The 18,958-nt window shown below is 68.4% G+C and carries 14 protein-coding genes and 1 pseudogene; 3 read left to right on the forward strand and 12 right to left on the reverse strand.

Annotation, left to right across the window (positions count from 1 at the left end):
• Window positions 1-46: 46 nt before the first annotated feature.
• On the reverse strand, window positions 47-502 hold the full coding sequence (locus RHA1_RS04800) for a carboxymuconolactone decarboxylase family protein (protein WP_011594171.1): 456 nt from the start codon (window positions 500-502) through the stop codon (window positions 47-49).
• Window positions 503-599: 97 nt separating this feature from the next.
• Here RHA1_RS04800 and RHA1_RS45800 point away from each other — a divergent pair.
• The 3 genes and pseudogenes from RHA1_RS45800 to RHA1_RS04815 form a co-directional block, all read left to right on the forward strand.
• A pseudogene (locus tag RHA1_RS45800) lies at window positions 600-1,312 on the forward strand (sigma factor); the annotation flags it as partial.
• Between the two features lie 121 nt (window positions 1,313-1,433).
• Window positions 1,434-1,937, forward strand: coding sequence for an SRPBCC family protein (locus tag RHA1_RS04810; RefSeq protein WP_011594172.1), 504 nt, complete (start codon window positions 1,434-1,436; stop codon window positions 1,935-1,937).
• Between the two features lie 68 nt (window positions 1,938-2,005).
• Window positions 2,006-2,989 (forward strand): glycoside hydrolase family 183 protein, encoded by a 984-nt coding sequence (locus RHA1_RS04815; protein WP_011594173.1) that lies wholly within the window; start codon window positions 2,006-2,008, stop codon window positions 2,987-2,989.
• A 13-nt stretch (window positions 2,990-3,002) separates the two neighbouring features.
• Here RHA1_RS04815 and RHA1_RS04820 read toward each other — a convergent pair whose 3' ends face one another.
• From RHA1_RS04820 to trpC, 11 genes are all read right to left on the reverse strand, one after another.
• Complete coding sequence (locus RHA1_RS04820; protein WP_011594174.1) at window positions 3,003-4,790, reverse strand: ABC transporter ATP-binding protein/permease; 1,788 nt, start codon at window positions 4,788-4,790, stop codon at window positions 3,003-3,005.
• Between the two features lie 198 nt (window positions 4,791-4,988).
• Window positions 4,989-5,237: a hypothetical protein gene (locus RHA1_RS04825; RefSeq protein ID WP_009473659.1), complete on the reverse strand. Its 249-nt coding sequence runs from the start codon at window positions 5,235-5,237 to the stop codon at window positions 4,989-4,991.
• Window positions 5,238-5,342: 105 nt separating this feature from the next.
• A complete protein-coding gene (locus RHA1_RS04830; RefSeq protein WP_009473660.1) occupies window positions 5,343-6,221 on the reverse strand; it encodes an acyl-CoA thioesterase in 879 nt (292 codons plus the stop codon).
• Complete coding sequence (gene pyk / locus RHA1_RS04835; protein ID WP_009473661.1) at window positions 6,222-7,640, reverse strand: pyruvate kinase; 1,419 nt, start codon at window positions 7,638-7,640, stop codon at window positions 6,222-6,224.
• A gap of 37 nt (window positions 7,641-7,677) precedes the next feature.
• Window positions 7,678-9,180 (reverse strand): glutamate synthase subunit beta, encoded by a 1,503-nt coding sequence (locus RHA1_RS04840; RefSeq protein ID WP_009473662.1) that lies wholly within the window; start codon window positions 9,178-9,180, stop codon window positions 7,678-7,680.
• Window positions 9,173-13,756, reverse strand: coding sequence for a glutamate synthase large subunit (gene gltB / locus RHA1_RS04845; protein WP_011594175.1), 4,584 nt, complete (start codon window positions 13,754-13,756; stop codon window positions 9,173-9,175). Before gltB ends, RHA1_RS04840 begins: the two co-directional genes overlap by 8 nt.
• 275 nt (window positions 13,757-14,031) lie before the next feature.
• A complete protein-coding gene (locus tag RHA1_RS04850; RefSeq protein WP_011594176.1) occupies window positions 14,032-14,874 on the reverse strand; it encodes a TM2 domain-containing protein in 843 nt (280 codons plus the stop codon).
• Complete coding sequence (gene lgt, locus RHA1_RS04855) at window positions 14,867-15,946, reverse strand: prolipoprotein diacylglyceryl transferase (RefSeq protein ID WP_011594177.1); 1,080 nt, start codon at window positions 15,944-15,946, stop codon at window positions 14,867-14,869. Before lgt ends, RHA1_RS04850 begins: the two co-directional genes overlap by 8 nt.
• Window positions 15,943-16,746 carry a tryptophan synthase subunit alpha gene (trpA, locus tag RHA1_RS04860; RefSeq protein WP_009473666.1) on the reverse strand — a complete coding sequence of 268 codons (804 nt, stop codon included), beginning with the start codon at window positions 16,744-16,746 and terminating at the stop codon, window positions 15,943-15,945. The genes lgt and trpA overlap by 4 nt, the downstream gene beginning before the upstream one ends.
• Window positions 16,743-18,062, reverse strand: a complete 1,320-nt coding sequence (gene trpB / locus RHA1_RS04865; protein ID WP_005247488.1) for a tryptophan synthase subunit beta — start codon at window positions 18,060-18,062, stop codon at window positions 16,743-16,745. Before trpB ends, trpA begins: the two co-directional genes overlap by 4 nt.
• Before the next feature lie 62 nt (window positions 18,063-18,124).
• Window positions 18,125-18,934 (reverse strand): indole-3-glycerol phosphate synthase TrpC, encoded by an 810-nt coding sequence (trpC, locus tag RHA1_RS04870; protein ID WP_005247490.1) that lies wholly within the window; start codon window positions 18,932-18,934, stop codon window positions 18,125-18,127.
• Window positions 18,935-18,958 lie beyond the last annotated feature (24 nt).

The raw sequence follows: 18,958 nt of genomic DNA on the forward strand, positions 1-18,958 counted from the left end.
TATCTGACCTGCGATTAGCATCTCGTCCCCCGTCATGGTGTTTCCGTCACCACTGTCCGCCCGCGACCTGCCGGGTGGCGGCGTTGAGCCGGTTCCACAGGTTCACGGTGGCGATCGACAGGACCAGCGACGCGAGCGCCTGCTCGTCGTAGTGCCGGGCGGCCTCGTTCCACACGTCGTCGGGCACCGGGTCCGAACGATCGCTCAACCGGGTCATCGACTCGGCCAGCGCCAGGGCCGCGCGTTCTGCGTCGCTGAAATACGGAGCCTCCCGCCACGCCGCCACCGCGAAGATCCGCTCGTTGGTCTCGCCCTCCTTCTCCAGTTCACGCGAATGCATGTCCACGCACACGCTGCAGCCGTTGATCTGGCTCGACCGCAGATGCACGAGAGCGTGGGTCACCGGCGGCACGTCCGCCTTCGACGCTGCCTTTCCCAGAGCCAGCAGAGACTTCATGGCGTCGGGAACGATCATCGCGGGGTTGGTCATCCGGGCTTTCATGATTGCCTGCCTCCAAAGGTATTCGGGTGATCTTCTGTCACACCGGGTGATTTTCGTTCTCACTGACATGACGAACCGCGACGGCAGAATGTGACAGATGAACGACGACGAAGTTCTGGCACACCGCTTCGAGGAGAACCGGACGCATCTGTCGGCGGTCGCCTACCGGATGCTCGGCTCGATCAGCGAAGCGGAGGACGCCGTGCAGGAGGGCTGGCTCCGCCTCAGCCGTGCCGAGACCTCGGATGTGGAGAATCTGCCGGGTTGGCTGACGACGGTCGTCGCCCGGGTGTCGTGCTCGACACGCTGACGCCCGCCGAGCGGCTCGCATTCGTGTTGCACGACATGTTCGCCCTGTCCTTCGACGAGATCGCCCCGATCGCCGGACGCACCGCCGCCGCGTCCCGTCAGCTGGCGAGCCGCGCGCGCCGCCGCGTCCAGGGTTCGGGGCCTGTTCCGGATACCGACCTGACCCGGCAGCGCGAGATCGTAGAGGCATTCATGGCCGCCTCGCGGGGCGGCCGGTTCGACGACCTCCTCGCGTTGCTCGACCCGGACATCGTCCTGCGGGCCGACGGCGGCGCGGACGGATCCTCTCTCGTGCGCGGAGCCCGCGCCGTCGGCGAGCAGGCCCTCACCTTCTCGCGCTTCGCTCCTTTCGCCCGGCTCGCCCTGGTGAACGGCGCCGCCGGGGACGTGACCGCGCCCGAGGGAAAGGCCATGTCGGTCATGGCCTTCGCCGTCGCAGGTGGAAAGATCGCCCGAATCGACATCCTCGCCGACCCGCACCGTCTGCTGCATCTGGGGCTCTTCCGCCGTCGACTGACGACCCCGCAGGTAGCGGCGGTTTTTTGTGCCCGATCCTGGGGATCTGCGCCGTCCTGCCAGTACCATGGTGGGACAGGTACGCCCTCGAGCACGGAGGTCACCCATGGAGCTCGGCACCGTCACTTTCACCTACGACGGGCGGGTAGCCCTTCGATTCCAGCAAGCGCTCTCGCACTCGCCGGAGAAGGTGTGGCGAGTTCTCACCGACCCGCAGTACCTGAAGGCCTGGTTCCCCGCCGACGTCGAGTTCGACCTCACCCCGGGCGCCGAACTCGTCTTCCGCGTGACGCCGGAGCAGGTCCGCCGATTCGGATTGCCCGCAGATCAGACCACCACCGGGACGGTCATCTCGGTGCATCCCGCGCACATCCTCGAGTACCTGTGGGACGCCGAGACCCTGCACTGGGAACTCGTCCCCGACGGCAGTGGAGGCTGCTGGCTGACGCTCACCCACACCGTGGAAGAAGAAGAATCCGCCTACGCCCACGCCGCCGGCTGGCACGCGGGACTCGAGGTGGTCGAAGCGCAACTGGACGGCCGCGAGGTCGACTGGTCCCCGTGGGATCGGGCCGACGAACTCGCCGAGTCCTACCGCAAGACGTCCTGACCACCGGATTCACCGACACGGGAGAAACGCGTATCGCGGACGGCACGACCACACCGGCAGCGACCTTCGTGAAGGAGGTCACCGGCGAGGCGACGCGATGCTGGGGTGTGCACGGCACCGACCTCGGCTGTCCCGCGCGCCTGCCCGACGGGAGAGTCGCGTTCTTCTTCGGCGACACGTTCAGCCGGCACGGCCGGCACGGCAGGCGGTGGCGCAGCCCCGTGATGTTGCGCTCCACCACCACCGATCTCCGCGGCGGCATCGAGTTCGACTCCGCGGCCGGCGGCCGGACGGCGGCGGAGATCCTGCCGAACGCGCACGACGACCGCGAACTCCCCGACCGGGAATCGGCGGGCACCGAGTTCACCGTCGTTCCCGCTGACGCCGTCACGATCGGTGATCGGACCTACCTGTCCGTCGTCAGCGTGCACTCGTGGAGGTCACGTGCGTGGCCGACGAACTTCACGTATCTCGCCTGGTCGGACGACGGTGGCGAGAACTGGCACCGCTCGCCCGCCCGCTGGGACAACCGTGGCGGGTCGCTCGATCAGCTGTGGACCATGGAGCGGCACGACGGCTACGTCTACGTCGTCTCGAGCGCGTTCGACCGCACCACTCCTGGTGGGATGATCCTCCGGCGGGTCCCGGAATCGTGCATCCTCGAGCCCGCAGCGTACGAAGAATGGGGCTGGGACCGCGGCACGGGGTGGGCGTGGGGGCAGCCCGCGACCCCGATCCTGCCGGGCCCCGTCGGCGAGATGTGCCTGCGACGGATCGACGGCACCTGGGTCCTCGCGTACTTCGATCCCACCGCGTACGCGATCGTCACACGCACGGCGGAGCGCATCGACGGAGCGTGGTCGGAACCGACCGTGCAGATCGCGGGCGGCGACTGGGGAGCGGCGGACGGCACGTGGGCGCAGATCTACGGCGGATTCATCCACCCGGCGTCCACACTGGACGATCTGCATCTGTTTGTGTCGCAATGGAACACGACGACCGGCGACCCTTATCGCGTCCTGCAGTTCACCACTCGACTGGACGCCGGGTAGCCCGCAGCACGAGTCACCCGACGAGTTCCGACTCCGTCCACCGCCCCTCGCCCTCGAGTTCCACACCGCGGGAATGGAACTGGTTGAGGGTGCTGCGGTGGCCCACACTCACCACGATGCTGTCCGGGAGTTCGGTCCGGAGCAGCGTGTAGAGCGTGTATTCGAGGCCCTCGTCGATGGCCGACGTGGCCTCGTCGAGGAAGATCACCGCGGGCCGTGCGATCAGCACCCGCGCGAACGCGAGACGCTGCTGCTCGCCCGGCGACAGGATCCGCGTCCAGTCGGCGGTCTCGTCGAGCCGATCCCCGAGATTGCCGAGCGACACCTTCGACAGCGCAGCGCGCACGACGTCGTCGGCCGCCGTCGGCTCCTTCGGGTACGCCAGTGCGGTTCGCAGCGAACCGAGCGGCAGGTACGGCCGCTGGGACAGGAAGATGGCCTCCCCCGCGGGCCGCGACACGGTGCCGTCTGCGTACGGCCACAGATCGGCGAGTGTGCGGAGCAGGGTGGTCTTGCCCGAGCCGGAGGGGCCCTTGACCAGTAACGACTGCCCCGGGTTCACGGTCAGGTCGAGGCCCTCGATGAGAGTCTGGCCCGTGGGAATGCGCACGTCCAGCTTCTCGACCTGGAGGTCGTCGCCCGACTTGCCGGTCTTCAGGATCGGAAGTTCGGCGGCGTGCTGGTTGTCGTTGGCCAGCCCGTTGAGTCGGATGAGGGTGGCGCGGAAACTCGCGAAGTCGGCGTACGACTCGCGGAAGAAGGACAGGGAGTCGTGGACCTGCCCGAACGCCTGCGACGTCTGCATCACGTCACCGAGCGACACCTGACCGGTGAACAGTCGCGGACCCTGCACGAGGAACGGGAAGATGACGGCCGTCTGGTTGACCGTGAGGTTCCATCCACTGAACTTCAACGTCCGGAAGACGATCTGCCACATGTTCCGGATGACGTCCGCGAACCGTCCGGCAAGCGTGCGGCGCTCGACGTTCTCGCCGCGGTAGAACGCGATGCTCTCGCCGTACTCCCGCACCCGGATCAGCGCGTAGCGGAAGTTGGCGCCCAGTTTCTCGTTGAGGAAGTTCAGCTTGATGAGGGGCTTGCCGATCCAGAACGCGACCACCGTGGTCACCAGCACGTAGATGTAGACGAGGAAGATCATCGCCCGCGAGATCTCGACGCCGAACACCGTCATCGGGCCGGACAGATCCCACAGGATTCCCGTGAACGACACGATCGACAGCACGGCCGTCACCGCGCCCATCGACAGCGAGCGGGACGTGGTCACGAAGTTGGTGATGTCGGCCTGGACGCGCTGGTCCGGGTTGTCGATCGCGTCGTCGAGGAATCGGTCACGGTAATAGGCGCGGCTGTCGAGCCAGTCGTCGACGAGATGGTGGTTGAGCCACGTCCGCCAGTCGATGTCGAGGGTCTGCCCGATCAGGTACTCGATCAGGGCCCGAACCACGTGGACGGTCGCCAGAATGGCGAAGACGCGGAGGAAGTGCCAGAACGCCGACTCGTCCAGGTTCTGGATCGAATCGTAGAAGTCGTTGTACCAGTAGGAGAACAGCACCGTCATCCGCACCGCGAAGACCGTCGACAGCAGCAGCACCGCCAGGATCGTCAACGGCTTGAGGCTGCGCCGCGGATCGAAGTACGGCGCGGCGAAGCGCCAGAACTGCCTCCCCCATTTGGTGAACCGCGCGAGCAGTATCACTACGACGACGAACGCGACGACAGTCATGACGTAGGCCTTGAGCAGCCACATTGCGCTGTCCCAGACGACGTTGTTCCAGTCCACGACCCATATCCCCGATCACGAGGTGAAACTCACCAGAAAAGATGGCGAAGTCTAACCCCGGACCTCGGTCATCGGCGAGTGATACACGCAGGACACCCGTCGACGCGCACCCACACGTCGCCCGATGTCCCATTTGCGCAGTTTCGACCGCACAAGCGGGACATCGGGCAGGCAGAACGGGCGCCCGTCGACGGGAGTCTACGAGTCCTTCTCGGGCTCAGGCTTTTTCAGGTTTCCCTCGTCGTCGACGTAGTCGTCGAAGGCGGTACCGGACACCGTGCCGTCGGAGCCGGGCAGGACGACCGTCTCGCGGGCGCCCGGCTCGTAGCGGGCGTCGATCTCCTCCACCTTCTTCTTGGCTGCGGCGAGCGCCTCGTCGTCGGGAAGGGGAACTTCGGTCTCGGCCGGCCGGCCGGTGTTCTTCTGCTCGGGTGCGTCTGCGCTCATAGTGCACGTCCGTTCCGTTTCGGAGATTCCAGACCGACCATACGCCGCGACCACCAGTTGAACTACCGTTCAAACCCGTTCGGTGGCAAAGGAATGGCGGGGCCGCTACTTCCGCGGCGGGAAGTGGCGGATCAGGCCCTCCTGGACCACGGTCGCCAGCAACTCGCCTTCCAGGGAGAAGAACCGCCCCGTCGCGAGACCGCGGGACCCCGCCGCGACCGGCGATTCGGTGGCGTAGAGCGTCCAGTCGTCGAACCGGAACGGCCGGTGGAACCAGATGGAATGGTTGACGGTGGCCGCGACGATCCGGTCCAGCCCCCACGACAGTCCGTGGGTGGTGATGATGGAATCCAGGACCGTGGTGTCCGACGAGTAGCCCATGACGGCCACGTGAATCAGCGGATCGTCGGGAAGGTCGCCGTCCGATTTCATCCAGACCCGGTTGTGGGTGAGCTTCTCCCCGGTGCCCTTCATGATCCACGACGGGTCGTTCGCGTAACGCATGTCGATCGGCTTGAGCGCGTCGACGAACATCTTCAGTCGATCCTCGTACCCGAGGAAGTGGTCGCCCAGTGGCGGCAGCGTGTCCGGGAACGGCACATCGGGCACCTCGACCGCGTGCTCGAGACCCTTGCCCCAGTCCTGGAACGCCGCCAGCATGACGAACAGTTCCTCACCGTTCTGCAGCGCCGTGACCTGACGGTTCGCGAAGGCCCGTCCGTCACGGTGCCGCTCGACGCGGTATTCGATGGGTTCCTTGACGTCGCCGCCGCGGATGAAGTGAGCGTTGATCGCGTGCACGGCACGCTCGCCGCTCACGGTGCGGCCGGCGGCGACCAGTGCCTGGGAAATCAACTGGCCGCCGAACGTCCGGCTACCCACCTGCGCGGGATGCCGACCTCGGTACGTGTCCTCCCCGGTCTTCTCGAGATCGAGAAGTTCGAGCAGGGTCTGGAGATCGGTCTTCGCCGCGACTTCGCTCACCTAGTGGTCCTCTTCGCCGATTCTGTGGACGTGGATCAGGTTGGTCGAGCCAACGGTGCCGGGCGGCGACCCGGCCACGATGACCACCAGTTCCCCCTTCTGGTACCGGCCCAACCCGAGCAGCGCGTGGTCGACCTGCCGCACCATCGCGTCGGTGCTCTCGACCGGATCGACGATGAACGTCTCGGTACCCCACGTCAGCGACAACTGGCTGCGCACCTCCGGCAGCGGGGTGAACGCCAGCAACGGCAACGGCGTGTGCAGCCGCGCCAACCGGCGCACCGTGTCCCCGGACTGGGTGAACGCGACCAGCGCCTTCGCATCCAGCCGCTCCCCGATGTCGCGGGCCGCATAGGAGATGACACCGCGCTTGGTCCGCGGCACGTGCGTGAGCGGCGGCACCTGAGTGGACTCGTTCTCCACCGCCTCGACGATCCGCGCCATCGTGCGCACCGTCTCCATCACGTACTTGCCCACCGACGTCTCACCCGACAGCATCACCGCGTCCGCACCGTCGAGGACCGCGTTCGCGACGTCGGACGCCTCGGCGCGGGTGGGCCGCGAGTTCTCGATCATCGACTCCAGCATCTGCGTCGCGACGATGACCGGCTTCGCGTTCTCCCGGGCGATCTGGATCGCCCGCTTCTGCACCAGCGGCACCTGCTCGAGCGGCAACTCCACCCCCAGATCACCACGGGCGACCATCACCGCGTCGAACGCCAGCACGATCGCCTCGAGGTTGTCGATCGCCTCCGGCTTCTCGAGCTTCGCGATCACCGGGATCCGGCGACCGACCCGATCCATCACGGCGTGAACCAGTTCCACATCGGCCGGCGACCGCACGAACGACAGGGCGATGAAGTCGACACCGAGACCGAGCGCGAACTCGAGGTCGGCGATGTCCTTCTCCGACAGCGCCGGGACCGACACGTTCATCCCCGGCAGGGACACACCCTTGTTGTTGCTGACCGGGCCGCCCTCGGTGACCCGGCAGATCACGTCGTTGCCGTCCACCCCGGAGACGACGAGACCGACCTTGCCGTCGTCGACCAGCAGGCGGTCACCGGCCTTGGCGTCCTCGGCGAGCTGCTTGTAGGTGGTCGACACCCGGTCGTGGGTGCCCTCGACCTCGTCGACGGTGATCCGCACTTCCTCACCGTTGGCCCACGTGGTGCGCCCCTCGGCGAACCGGCCGAGCCGGATCTTCGGGCCCTGCAGGTCGGCGAGGACACCGACCGCCTTCCCCGTCGCGTCCGAGGCCGCCCGGACGCGTTTGTAGTTCTCCTCGTGGTCGGCGTGTTCGCCGTGGCTGAAATTCAGCCGCGCCACGTCCATACCGCTTTCGACGAGTTCGCGAATACGGTCACCGGTGGCGGTAGCAGGTCCAAGTGTGCATACGATCTTCGTGCGTCGGTTCACGGCCTCGAGCCTAGTCGCCCCGCGCGCCCTTCTCCATTTAGACGACTGCCAGCGGGAGCGCCGTCGGATGCACCGGCGACGGGAGGTCCGACGCCCCGGTCAGATACACGTCGACGGCGTGCGCCGCGGACCTGCCCTCCGCGATCGCCCACACCACCAGCGACGCGCCGCGGTGCGCGTCCCCGCAGACGAAGACCCCGGGTGCGGTGGTCTGCCAGTCCGGTCCGCAGGAGAGCGATCCCCGCCGATTGGGTGACAGCCCGTAGTCGTCGAGCAGCGGACCGAGATCGACACCCTCGAATCCGATCGCGAAAAGCGCCAGCTCGCACGGTAATTCGATCTCCTCGCCGACCGGCGTGATGATGCGTTTGCCGTCCTCGCGGGTGACCCGGACCTCGGCGAGCACCATCGATCGCACGTTCCCGTTCTCGTCACCGAGGAAACGCTGCACCGCGACCTGATAGCGGCGGACACCGCCCTCGGCGTGCGCGGGCGACGTACGAAGCACCATCGGCCACGCAGGCCACGGCGTCGCGGCCTCGTCCCGTTCCGTCGGCAACTCCGGCTTGTAGTCCAGTTGGGTCACCGACAACGCGCCCTGGCGGTGCGCCGTTCCGAGGCAGTCGGCCCCGGTGTCGCCGCCGCCGATGATGACGACGTGCTTGCCCTTCGCGGTGATCGTCGCGGGACCGTCACCCTCGCATTCTTTGTTCGAGGTGACCAGGTGTTCCATCGCGAGGTGGATCCCGTTCAGCTCCCGGCCTTCGACGGTCGTATTGTCGCGGCCCCGGAGTGCGCCGATCGCGAGCACGACGGCGTCGAAGTTCTCGCGCATCTGCTCCACGGTGAGGTCGACGCCGACCTCGCAGTCGGTGACGAAGTGCGTTCCCTCGGCGCGCATCTGCATCAGGCGCTGATCGAGGATCGCCTTCTCCATCTTGAATTCCGGGATGCCGTACCGCAGCAGTCCCCCGAGCCGGTCGTCGCGCTCGTAGACGGTGACGTCGTGCCCCGCCCGGGTCAGCTGCTGCGCCGCCGCGAGGCCGGCCGGGCCGGAACCGACCACCGCGACCTTGCGGCCCGTGGCGATCATCGGCGGCTTGGGCACCACCGTGCCGGACTCCCACGCGACGTCGGCGATGGCCTGCTCGATCCGCTTGATGGTGACGCTGCCGGTCGTGTGCGTGTCGGCGAGGGCGAGCACACACGCCGACTCGCACGGCGCCGGACACACCCGCCCCGTGAACTCCGGAAAGTTGTTGGTGGCGTGCAGCCGTTCACTGGCCGCCGACCAGCGGCCCCGCCGCACCAGGTCGTTCCACTCCGGGATCAGATTGCCCAGTGGGCAACCCGCACTTCCCGAGTGGCAGAACGGGATTCCGCAGTCCATGCACCGGGCGGCCTGCTCGGACACCTCGGCGGCCCGCTCGGCCGGACTCTGCGGCGCATACACCTCGTGCCAGTCGTGCACCCGCTCCGCGACCGGACGCTTGCGCGCCTCCTTCTTGACGATGTGCAGAAAGCCCTGCGGATCAGCCACGTGCCGCCTCCATGATCGCAGTGTCCACGTCGAGTCCCTCGGCCTTGGCCATCCGGGTCGCGTCCAGCACCCGCTGGTAGTCCACCGGCATCACCTTGGTGAACAACGCGGACCGCCGGGGCCAGTCGGCGAGCACCGACGCCGCCACCGCGGAACCGGTCCACCGGTGGTGCCGGGTGACCGCGCCGCACAACCAGTCGAGGTCGTCCGGGTCGGGTTGCAGGAGCTTCACCATCGCCCGGTTCACGTCCTCGGGGTCCAGGTCGAGGACGTACGCGATGCCGCCGGACATGCCGGCCGCCATGTTCCGGCCGGTCGGTCCGAGGATCACGACCCGACCGCCCGTCATGTACTCGCAGGCGTGGTCGCCGACACCCTCCACGACGGCCGACGCACCGGAGTTGCGCACCGAGAAACGCTCGCCGACGCGGCCCCGGAGATACAGCTCGCCCGAGGTGGCGCCGTAGAGGAGGGTGTTGCCCGCGATCACCTGCGTTTCGGGGACGAACAGGACGTCGTCGGCGGGACGGACCACGATCCGTCCGCCCGACAATCCCTTGCCGACGTAGTCGTTGGCGTCACCGGTCAGGTCGATGGTGATGCCCGGTGGCAGGAACGCGCCGAGCGACTGCCCGGCGGAACCGGTGAACGTGAGCCGGATCGTGTCGTCCGGCAGCCCGGCGGCGCCGTACCGGCGGGTGACCTCCGCGCCGAGCAGCGTCCCGACGGTCCGGTTGACGTTGCGCACCGGCATCTCGATCTCCACGGCGTGCGCGTCCTCGAGGGCACCCTCGGCCAGCTGGATGAGCGTGCGATCCAGCGCCCGGTCCAGTCCGTGGTCCTGATCGCGGTCCCGGCGCCGCTGCGGCAGCGGCACCCCGTCCGGCCCGGTGGCCACGGCGAAGATCGGAGTGAGGTCGAGTCCCCGGTTCTTCCAGTGCGCGATCCCCTGCGCGGTCTCGAGGACGTCCGCGTGACCGACGGCCTCGTCGATGCTGCGGAACCCGAGGTCCGCCAGGTACTGGCGCACGTCCTCGGCGACGAAGCGGAAGAATTCCTCCACGAACTCCGGTTTGCCGGTGTACCGCTTGCGCAGCTCCGGGTTCTGGGTGGCGACACCGACCGGGCAGGTGTCGAGGTGGCAGACCCGCATCATGATGCAACCCGCCACGATCAGCGGGGCCGTCGAGAACCCGAACTCCTCCGCACCCAGCAGCGCCGCGACCACGACGTCCCGCGCGGTGCGCATCCCGCCGTCGCACTGGACGGTGATGCGGTCGCGGAGTCCGTTGAGCACCAGCGTCTGCTGGGCGTCGGCCAGCCCGATCTCCCACGGCGCCCCGGCATGCTTCATCGACGTCAACGGGGTGGCGCCGGTCCCGCCGTCGTTCCCGGAGATCAGGACCACGTCGGCGTGCGCCTTGCTGACGCCGGCGGCGACCGTTCCCACACCCACCGAGCTGACCAGCTTCACGTGGACCCGGGCCCGGTCGTTGGCGTTCTTCAGGTCGTGGATCAGCTGCGCGAGATCCTCGATCGAGTAGATGTCGTGGTGCGGCGGCGGCGAGATGAGCCCGACCCCCGGCGTCGAATGCCGGGTCTCCGCGACCCACGGGTACACCTTGTACGCCGGCAGCTGACCGCCCTCACCGGGCTTCGCTCCCTGCGCCATCTTGATCTGGATGTCGCTGGCGTTGATCAGATAGTCACTGGTGACGCCGAACCGCCCGCTCGCCACCTGCTTGACGGCGCTGCGGCGCGACGGATCGTAGAGACGGTCGACGTTCTCGCCACCCTCGCCCGTATTGGAGCGTCCGCCGAGATTGTTCATCGCGACGGCCATCGTCTCGTGGGCCTCGGCGGAGATCGAGCCGTAGCTCATCGCTCCGGTGTTGAACCGGGTGACGATCCGCTCGACCGGCTCCACCTCGTCCAGCGGCACCGGCGGGCGCACGCCCTCGCGGAACGTGAACAGGCCGCGCAGTGCCCCACCGGCCTCGGCCAGCCGGTTCACCTCCTCGCTGTACTTCGCGAACACCTCGTGCTGACCGGTGCGGGTGGCGTGCTGCAGCAGGAACACCGTCTCCGGGGTGAACAGGTGCAGTTCGCCGTCGCGGCGGAACTGGTACTCTCCGCCGTCCTCGAGCCGCCGGTGGGCGAACTCGGCCGGGTTGTCCGGGTACGCCTGCCGGTGGCGGACGGTGACCTCGCGGGCGATCTCGTCGAGACCGGCGCCGCCCAGCTTGCTGACGGTGCCCGTGAAGTACTCGTGGACGAGGTCGCGGTCCAGGCCGATCGCCTCGAACACCTGAGCCGCGGTGTACGAGCCGACGGTGGAGATGCCCATCTTCGACATCACCTTGAGCACTCCCTTGCCGAGAGCGGTGAGGTAGTTGCGCACGGCGATCGTGTGCTCGACGCCGGTGAGTTCGCCCTCGGACACGAGGTCCTCGATCGACTCCATCGCGAGGTACGGGTTGACCGCGGCGGCGCCGTACCCGATGAGCAGCGCCAGGTGGTGGACCTCGCGGGCGTCACCGGATTCGACGACCAGCGCCACTTTGGTGCGTTCCTTGGTCCGCACCAGGTGATGGTGCACCGCGGCGACCGCGAGCAGCGACGGGATCGGCGCGCGGGTGTGGTCGGAGTCGCGGTCCGAGATCACCAGCGTCCGATAGCCGTCCGCGATCGCGGCGCTCGCCTGCGCCCGCAATTCCTCGATCGCCTCGGCCATCCCCGCACCGCCGCGCTCCACGTCGTACAGCGCGCGCAGCACCGTCGCGGCGAGCCCCGGATGGTTGCCGTCCGCGTTCACGTTGATGATCTTGTTCAGCTCTTCGTTGTCGAGCACCGGCCACGGCAGCACGATCTGCCTGCACGACGCCGCGGTCGGCTCGAGCAGGTTCTGTTCCGGACCCATGACCCGCGACAGCGACGTCACGATCTCTTCGCGGATCGCGTCGAGCGGCGGGTTCGTGACCTGCGCGAACAGTTCGACGAAGTAGTCGTAGAGCAGCCGCGAACGCTGAGACATGACAGCGATCGGCGTGTCCGTCCCCATCGAGCCGAGGGGCTCGCCGCCGGACGCGGCCATCGGCGCGAGCAGGATGCGCAGATCCTCCTCGGTGTACCCGAACGCCACCTGCCGTCGCACCACGGACTCGTGGTTGTGCTGCACGTGCGGGCGATCCGGCAGCGTCTTCAGTTCGAGCAGACCGGCGTACAGCCACTCGGCGTACGGCTGCTCCGCCGCGAGCCGCATCTTGATCTTCTCGTCGGGCACGATCCGGCCCTCGGACGTGTCGACCAGGAACATCTGTCCCGGTTCGAGGCGGCCCTTCGCCACGACCTCCGCCTGCGGCACGTCGAGGACACCGCTCTCGCTCGCGAGGACCACCCGCCCGTCGACGGTCTGCCACCAGCGTCCCGGACGCAGGCCGTTGCGGTCGAGCACGGCGCCGACAACGGTCCCGTCGGTGAACGTCACACACGCCGGTCCGTCCCACGCCTCCATCAGCGATGCGTGGAACTGATAGAACGCCCGCCGGTCGGGACACATCGACGTGTCGTTCTCCCACGCCTCCGGCACCATCATCATCACCGCGTGCGCCACGCTGCGGCCGGCGAGGTGCAGCAGTTCGAGCACCTCGTCGAACGACGCCGAATCCGACGCGTCGGGGGTGCAGATCGGGTACAGCCTGCGCAGGTCGCCCGGGATCACCGAACTCGACAGCAACGCCTCGCGGGCGCGCATGCGGTTCCGGTTGCCGCGGACCGTGTTGATCTCACCGTTGTGCGCGACGAAGCGGAACGGGTGCGCGAGCGGCCAGGACGGGAACGTGTTGGTCGAGAACCGGCTGTGCACGATCGCGATCGCACTCGCGATCCGGGGGTCGCGCAGGTCCGGGAAGTACCGCGACAGCTGGGACGTGGTCAGCATTCCCTTGTAGACGACGGTCCGGCTCGACAGGGACGGGAAGTACACGCCGCTGCCCTCGGACTCGACCTCGGGAGTGACCTGTTCGGCCCGCTTGCGCAGCGCGTAGACCAGGCGGTCGAGTGCCAGCCCGCCGGGCCGGATCCCGCCGACGGCAGGTGCGGTGACGAACAACTGGCTCATGTGCGGTTCGCAGGCCCGGGCCGAGGAGCCGACGTCCGCGCCGTCCGGATCGACGGGCACCCGGCGCCAGCCGAGGATGTCGAGCCCCTCCTCGGCCGCGAGGTCGGAGACGCGTCGTTGCGCGGCCGCCCGCGCCTGCGGGTCGTGCGGGAGGAAGCAGGTGCCCGCCGCGTACGTGCTGCTGCCGTCGTCGAGCGGCGCCGGGAGATCGAAGTCGACGACGTCCGCGAAGAATTCGGTGGGAAGCTGCAGGAGGATGCCGGCGCCGTCTCCGCTGTTCGGTTCCGATCCCGCCGCACCGCGGTGCTCGAGATTCTCGAGGGCGAGGAGTCCGTCGGAGACGATGGAGTGTGAGCGGCGGCCGTGCACGTCCGCCACCATGGCGACACCGCAGGAATCGACTTCCTGGTCCGGGTCGTACAAGCCCTGGGGACCGGGCAACTGAGAGAACAGCACCGATATACCTCCACATCGGCCAGGAAGACCACCAGTGTGTGCGCTCCGCACGTGCTGTCGGCGGCCTCCGCTAGCGGGGTCGCCACGACGGGCGCTAACTGCTTTTCGGGGGTCTACCGGGACAGCATCGGCCCGTGAAGGTTGTTACCGGACATACACCCGGCGCGCTCAGCTTACCAGGACCGATACCTCGCAAGATATGCCGAATCCGGCCCCGGAAAGCACCGTGGCCCGTGTCGCATCAGCAACACGGGCCACAGTTCGGTCGGGGATCGTCACTGCTCCCGCAGGGGTCGTCCGTACTTGTCCTTCACGCTTCCGGTCAGCATCATGATGCCGTCGACGAGCGGCCAGATTCCGCCGATTCCACAGGTGAGCCATGTGACGGCGATCTGCGCCACGGCGATGCCGGGCTGGTTCAGGTAGAACCGTCCGACTCCGAAGCCGCCGAGGAAGATCTGCAGCAGGCCGGCGGTCAGCTTGGACTTGTCGGAGTACGGCTCACCCGTCAGCGGGTGCCTGCCGAACGGCGCCGACGGATCGGCGTACGCGTTGTAGCCGGCGGGGGCGTATCCGGGCGGCGGGAACCCCTGCTGGGGGTAACCCTGCTGCTGTCCGTACCCGGGCTGCTGATACCCGGGCTGGGGGTAGTCCTGCGGCGACTGCGGAGCCGCCCCGTACTGCGCACCGTAGTTGGGGTCGGGTGCGCCGTAGGTGGGACCGTCCGGTTGCTGGGGGTTCTCGTACCCGGTGTAGGGCGCGGTCGGCGACGTCGGCTCGCCCACGTTCGGGAACGGGGCCGTCGGCTCGGTGCCGCTCGGCGACGGGTAGGTGGGCGTGGACCCCCAGCCCGGGCCGTTGCCGACACCGGAGTACGTGTCCCACCCCGGTCCGGTGCCGGTCGAACCCGGTGACGGCGTCGCGTCCGACGTGGCAGGCGGCTGGGACAGCGAGGCCTCGGCGGTGGCGTCGTAATCGAAGGGTGAGCCGAACTCCGGCGGCAGGCTCGACTCGGTGCTGTTCTCGGTGCCGTCGCTGCTCTTCCCCAGGTCGACCTTGTGTGCGTCCTCGGATGCACCCTTGCCGGAATCGTCGGATGCTTTCCCCGGTTCAGTCATTCGCGTCATCCTTCTTGCTGTCGATGGTCTTCGTGCCCGCCTCGCCGCCGGTACTCGCGGTACTCGCGGCCTTGTCGTCCGATACCGGCTCCGACGCTGACGTGCCCTCGTCCTTGCCCGCGTCCTCGACGTTCTTCTCGGGCTCCTTCTGCGCGATCTCGCCGTCGACCGGTTCGCCGCCGCCCCCGACCGGGCCGCCGTCGGCAGGCCGCAATTCGGCCGGGTCCTCGCGGCCCTTCGTGGCGGCGAAGAAGTACACCAGGGCCGCGACGAACACCAGGGCGGAGGTGAACGAGTTCACGCGGACGCCGGCGATGAGGCTCGCGTGATCGCTGCGCATCAGTTCGATCCAGAAGCGGCCGGCGCAGTAACCGGCCACGTACAGGGCGAACAGTCGGCCGTGACCGATGCGGAAGCGGCGATCGACCCACACGAGCAGGAGGACGATCAGCACGTTCCACAGGGCCTCGTACAGGAACGTCGGGTGCACCACGAACGCGACCTCGCCGGTGGACACCCCGTCGATCAGCTGCGGTGACACCTGGCCCACGTCGTTGCGCCGCTCGAAGATCTCGAGACCCCACGGCACCTCGGTCTCACGACCGTAGAGTTCCTGGTTGAAGTAGTTTCCGAGCCGGCCGATCGCCTGCGCCAGCAGGATCGCGGGCGCGACCGCGTCGCCGAGCGCCGGCAGCGGGATGCCGCGGCGGCGACACCCGATCCAGGCGCCGACACCGCCGAGCGCCACGGCGCCCCAGATGCCGAGACCGCCCTGCCACACCTTCAGGGCGTCGACGGGGTCGCCGCCCTCCCCGAAGTACGTCGGCCAGTCGGTCATCACGTGGTACAGACGGCCGCCGATCAGGCCGAACGGCACCGCCCAGATGGCGATGTCGAGGACGGTGCCCTTCTCGCCGCCGCGGGCGACCCAGCGACGGTCACCCCACACGATCGCGACGACGATCCCGACGATGATGAACAGCGCGTACGCGCGCAGGGCCACCGGTCCGACATACCAGACACCTTGGGGCGGACTCGGAATGTAGGCCAGTACGTCCACAGTGGAAGTCACGACGCCACGGTAGCGGAGCGAACGCCCTCGGCGAGTTCCTTCGTGAGCGAGCGCACCGCGTCGAGACCGCTCTCCGCGGCCGTGACCAGCGCGGATCCGACGATGACCGCATCGGCGTACGCGGCGATCTCGGCGGCCTGCGCGCCGGAGCGGACACCCAGTCCGACACCCACCGGAATGTCCGAGTGGGCGCGGATACGGGCGGTCAGCTCGGGTGCCATCGACGACACCGCGTCACGGGCACCGGTGACACCCATCGTCGACGCGGCGTACACGAAGCCGCTGCTCGCGTCGAGGGTCATCGAGAGACGTTCCTCGGTCGACGACGGCGCCACGAGGAAGATCCGGTCGAGGTCGTGTTCCTTCGACGCGGCGATCCACTCGCCGGCTTCCTCGGGGATGAGGTTGGGTGTGATCAGGCCGAGGCCGCCCGCGCTCGCCAGGTCGCGCGCGAACTTGTCGACGCCGTACTGCAGGACCGGATTCCAGTAGGTCATCACGACGGCCTTGCCGCCGACGGAGGCGATCGCCTCGACGACGGTGAACACGTCACGCACGCGGACACCGTTCCGCAGCGCCGTCTCGGCCGCCGCCTGGATGGTGGGCCCGTCCATCACCGGGTCGGAGTAGGCGATGCCGACCTCGACGATGTCGCAACCGGATTCGACCATCGCCTTGAACACGTCGATGGACTCCTGCACGGTGGGGAAACCGGCCGGGAGGTACCCGACGAGCGCGGCGCGCTTCTCCTCGCGGCACTGCGCGAACGTCGGGGCGAGGCGCGAGAGTCGTTCGCTCACTTGGCCGAACCTTCCTTGTCAGTCGTGGTGGTCTCGGTCGAGTCGTCGGGATCGAACAGTCCGAACCACTTGGCGGCCGTGTCCATGTCCTTGTCGCCGCGCCCGGACAGGCTGATGACGATGATGGCGCCCTCCCCCAGTTCGCGGCCCAGTCTCAGCGACCCGGCGACGGCGTGGGCGGACTCGATGGCCGGGATGATGCCCTCCCGCTCGGACAGCAGACGGAGCGCGTCCATGGCCTCCGTGTCGGTGACCGGCTCGTAGGTGGCGCGGCCGATGTCCTTGAGGAGTGCGTGCTCGGGTCCGACACCGGGGTAGTCGAGGCCCGCGGAGATCGAGTGCGACTCGATGGTCTGGCCGTCTTCGTCCTGCAGCAGGTACGAGTACGCACCCTGGAACGCGCCCGGGGTGCCCGCGGCGAACGTGGCGGCGTGCCGCCCGGTCTCGACGCCGTCACCGGCGGCCTCGTAGCCGACCAGCCGCACGGCGGGGTCGTCGAGGAACGCGTGGAAGATGCCGATGGCGTTGGAACCGCCGCCGACACACGCCGTCACGGCGTCGGGCAGCCGACCGGTCAGCGCCTGCACCTGGGCACGCGCCTCCAGACCGACGACGCGCTGGAAGTCGCGGACGATGGTCGGGAACGGGTGCGGCCCGGCAGCGGTGCCGAAGCAGTAATACGTGTTGTGGGCGTTGGTGACCCAGTCGCGCAGCGCCTCGTTGATGGCGTCCTTCAGGGTCCTCGACCCCGACTCGACCGACACCACCGACGAGCCCAGCAAGCGCATGCGGGCGACGTTCAGCGCCTGCCGCTCGGTGTCGACGGCACCCATGTAGATGACGCATTCCAGGCCGAGGAGCGCGCAGGCGGTCGCGGTGGCCACACCGTGCTGGCCGGCCCCGGTCTCCGCGATGATGCGGGTCTTGCCCATCCGCTTGGCGAGCAGCACCTGGCCGAGCACGTTGTTGATCTTGTGCGAGCCCGTGTGGTTGAGGTCTTCGCGCTTGAGGATGAGCCGCGCCCCACCGGCGAACTCGCTCATCCGTTTCGCCTCGAAGATCGGGGACGGACGGCCGGTGTAGTCACGCTGGAGACGATCGAGTTCGTTCAGGAACGCGTCGTCGGCGCGGGCCTTCTCGTACTCGGCGGTGACCTCCTCGATCACTGCCATCAGGGCCTCGGGCACGTGCCGTCCGCCGTACACGCCGAAGTGTCCTCCGGCGTCGGGGTCGTGCGTCGTGCGCTCGGCGATCCCGGCGCTGGCAGTCGGCAGATTGCCACCCTTGAAGACGGTTTCCTGATTACGTGAAGTCACAGGTCCAGTCTGCCCCAACGCCGGGTTCGGCCGCCGTCCGGGTCAGTTCCGCCGACGCAGCGTCAGCGTGACGGCTTGGGGCAGGACGGGTGAGCGCCTGCGTTGACCAGATCGGCCACCGCCTTGCGCGGATCCCCGCTGGTGACGAGGCCTTCGCCGACCAGCACCGCGTCGGCTCCCGCACCGGCGTAGGCCAGCAGGTCGGCTGTGCCGCGCACACCGGACTCGGCGATCTTGATGATCTCGGTCGGCAGCCCGGGAGCGATCTCGCCGAACGTGTTCTTGTCGACCTCGAGCGTCTTGAGATTGCGGGCATTGACGCCGATGACCTTGGCACCGGCCTCGAGCGCCCGGTTGGCCTCTTCCTCGGTGTGGACCTCGACGAGGGCCGTCATGCCCAGCGACTCCGTGCGGTCGATCAGCGACGCAAGCGCGTCCTGTTCGAGGGCGGCGACGATGAGCAGCACGACGTCGGCGCCGTGGGCGCGGGCCTCGTGGATCTGATACGGCCCGACGATGAAGTCCTTGCGGAGGATCGGGATGCTCACCGCGCGGCGGACCGCGTCGAGGTCCGCGAGGGACCCCTGGAACCGGCGCTCCTCGGTGAGCACGCTGATCACGCGGGCGCCACCGGCCTGGTAGGCGGCGGCCAACTCGGCGGGATCGGTGATGTCGGCGAGCGCGCCCTTCGAGGGGCTCGCGCGCTTGACCTCGGCGATGACTCCGATGCCCGGCTCGAGCAGGGCGGCCGCGGCATCGAGGGCCGGCGGTGCGGCAGCGGCGGCAGCCTTGACTGCGGCGAAGTCAAGGACGGCTTCGCGGGCGGCGACGTCGGCGCGCACCCCGTCGAGAATCGAGTCGAGAACGGTCATCGTGGCCCGAGTCCTTTCTGGGCA

Origin of the sequence: Rhodococcus jostii RHA1 (genome assembly GCF_000014565.1) — a bacterium.
Taxonomy (GTDB): domain Bacteria; phylum Actinomycetota; class Actinomycetes; order Mycobacteriales; family Mycobacteriaceae; genus Rhodococcus_F; species Rhodococcus_F jostii_A.

Excerpts from the sequence above, each read along its gene's own strand:
- RHA1_RS04810 (WP_011594172.1), top strand. The coding sequence starts at position 1,434 with ATGGAGCTCGGCACCGTCACTTTCACCTACGACGGGCGGGTAGCCCTT.
- RHA1_RS04800 (WP_011594171.1), bottom strand. The coding sequence starts at position 502 with ATGAAAGCCCGGATGACCAACCCCGCGATGATCGTTCCCGACGCCATG.
- RHA1_RS04825 (WP_009473659.1), bottom strand. The coding sequence starts at position 5,237 with ATGAGCGCAGACGCACCCGAGCAGAAGAACACCGGCCGGCCGGCCGAG.
- RHA1_RS04850 (WP_011594176.1), bottom strand. The coding sequence starts at position 14,874 with ATGACTGAACCGGGGAAAGCATCCGACGATTCCGGCAAGGGTGCATCC.
- trpC (WP_005247490.1), bottom strand. The coding sequence starts at position 18,934 with ATGACCGTTCTCGACTCGATTCTCGACGGGGTGCGCGCCGACGTCGCC.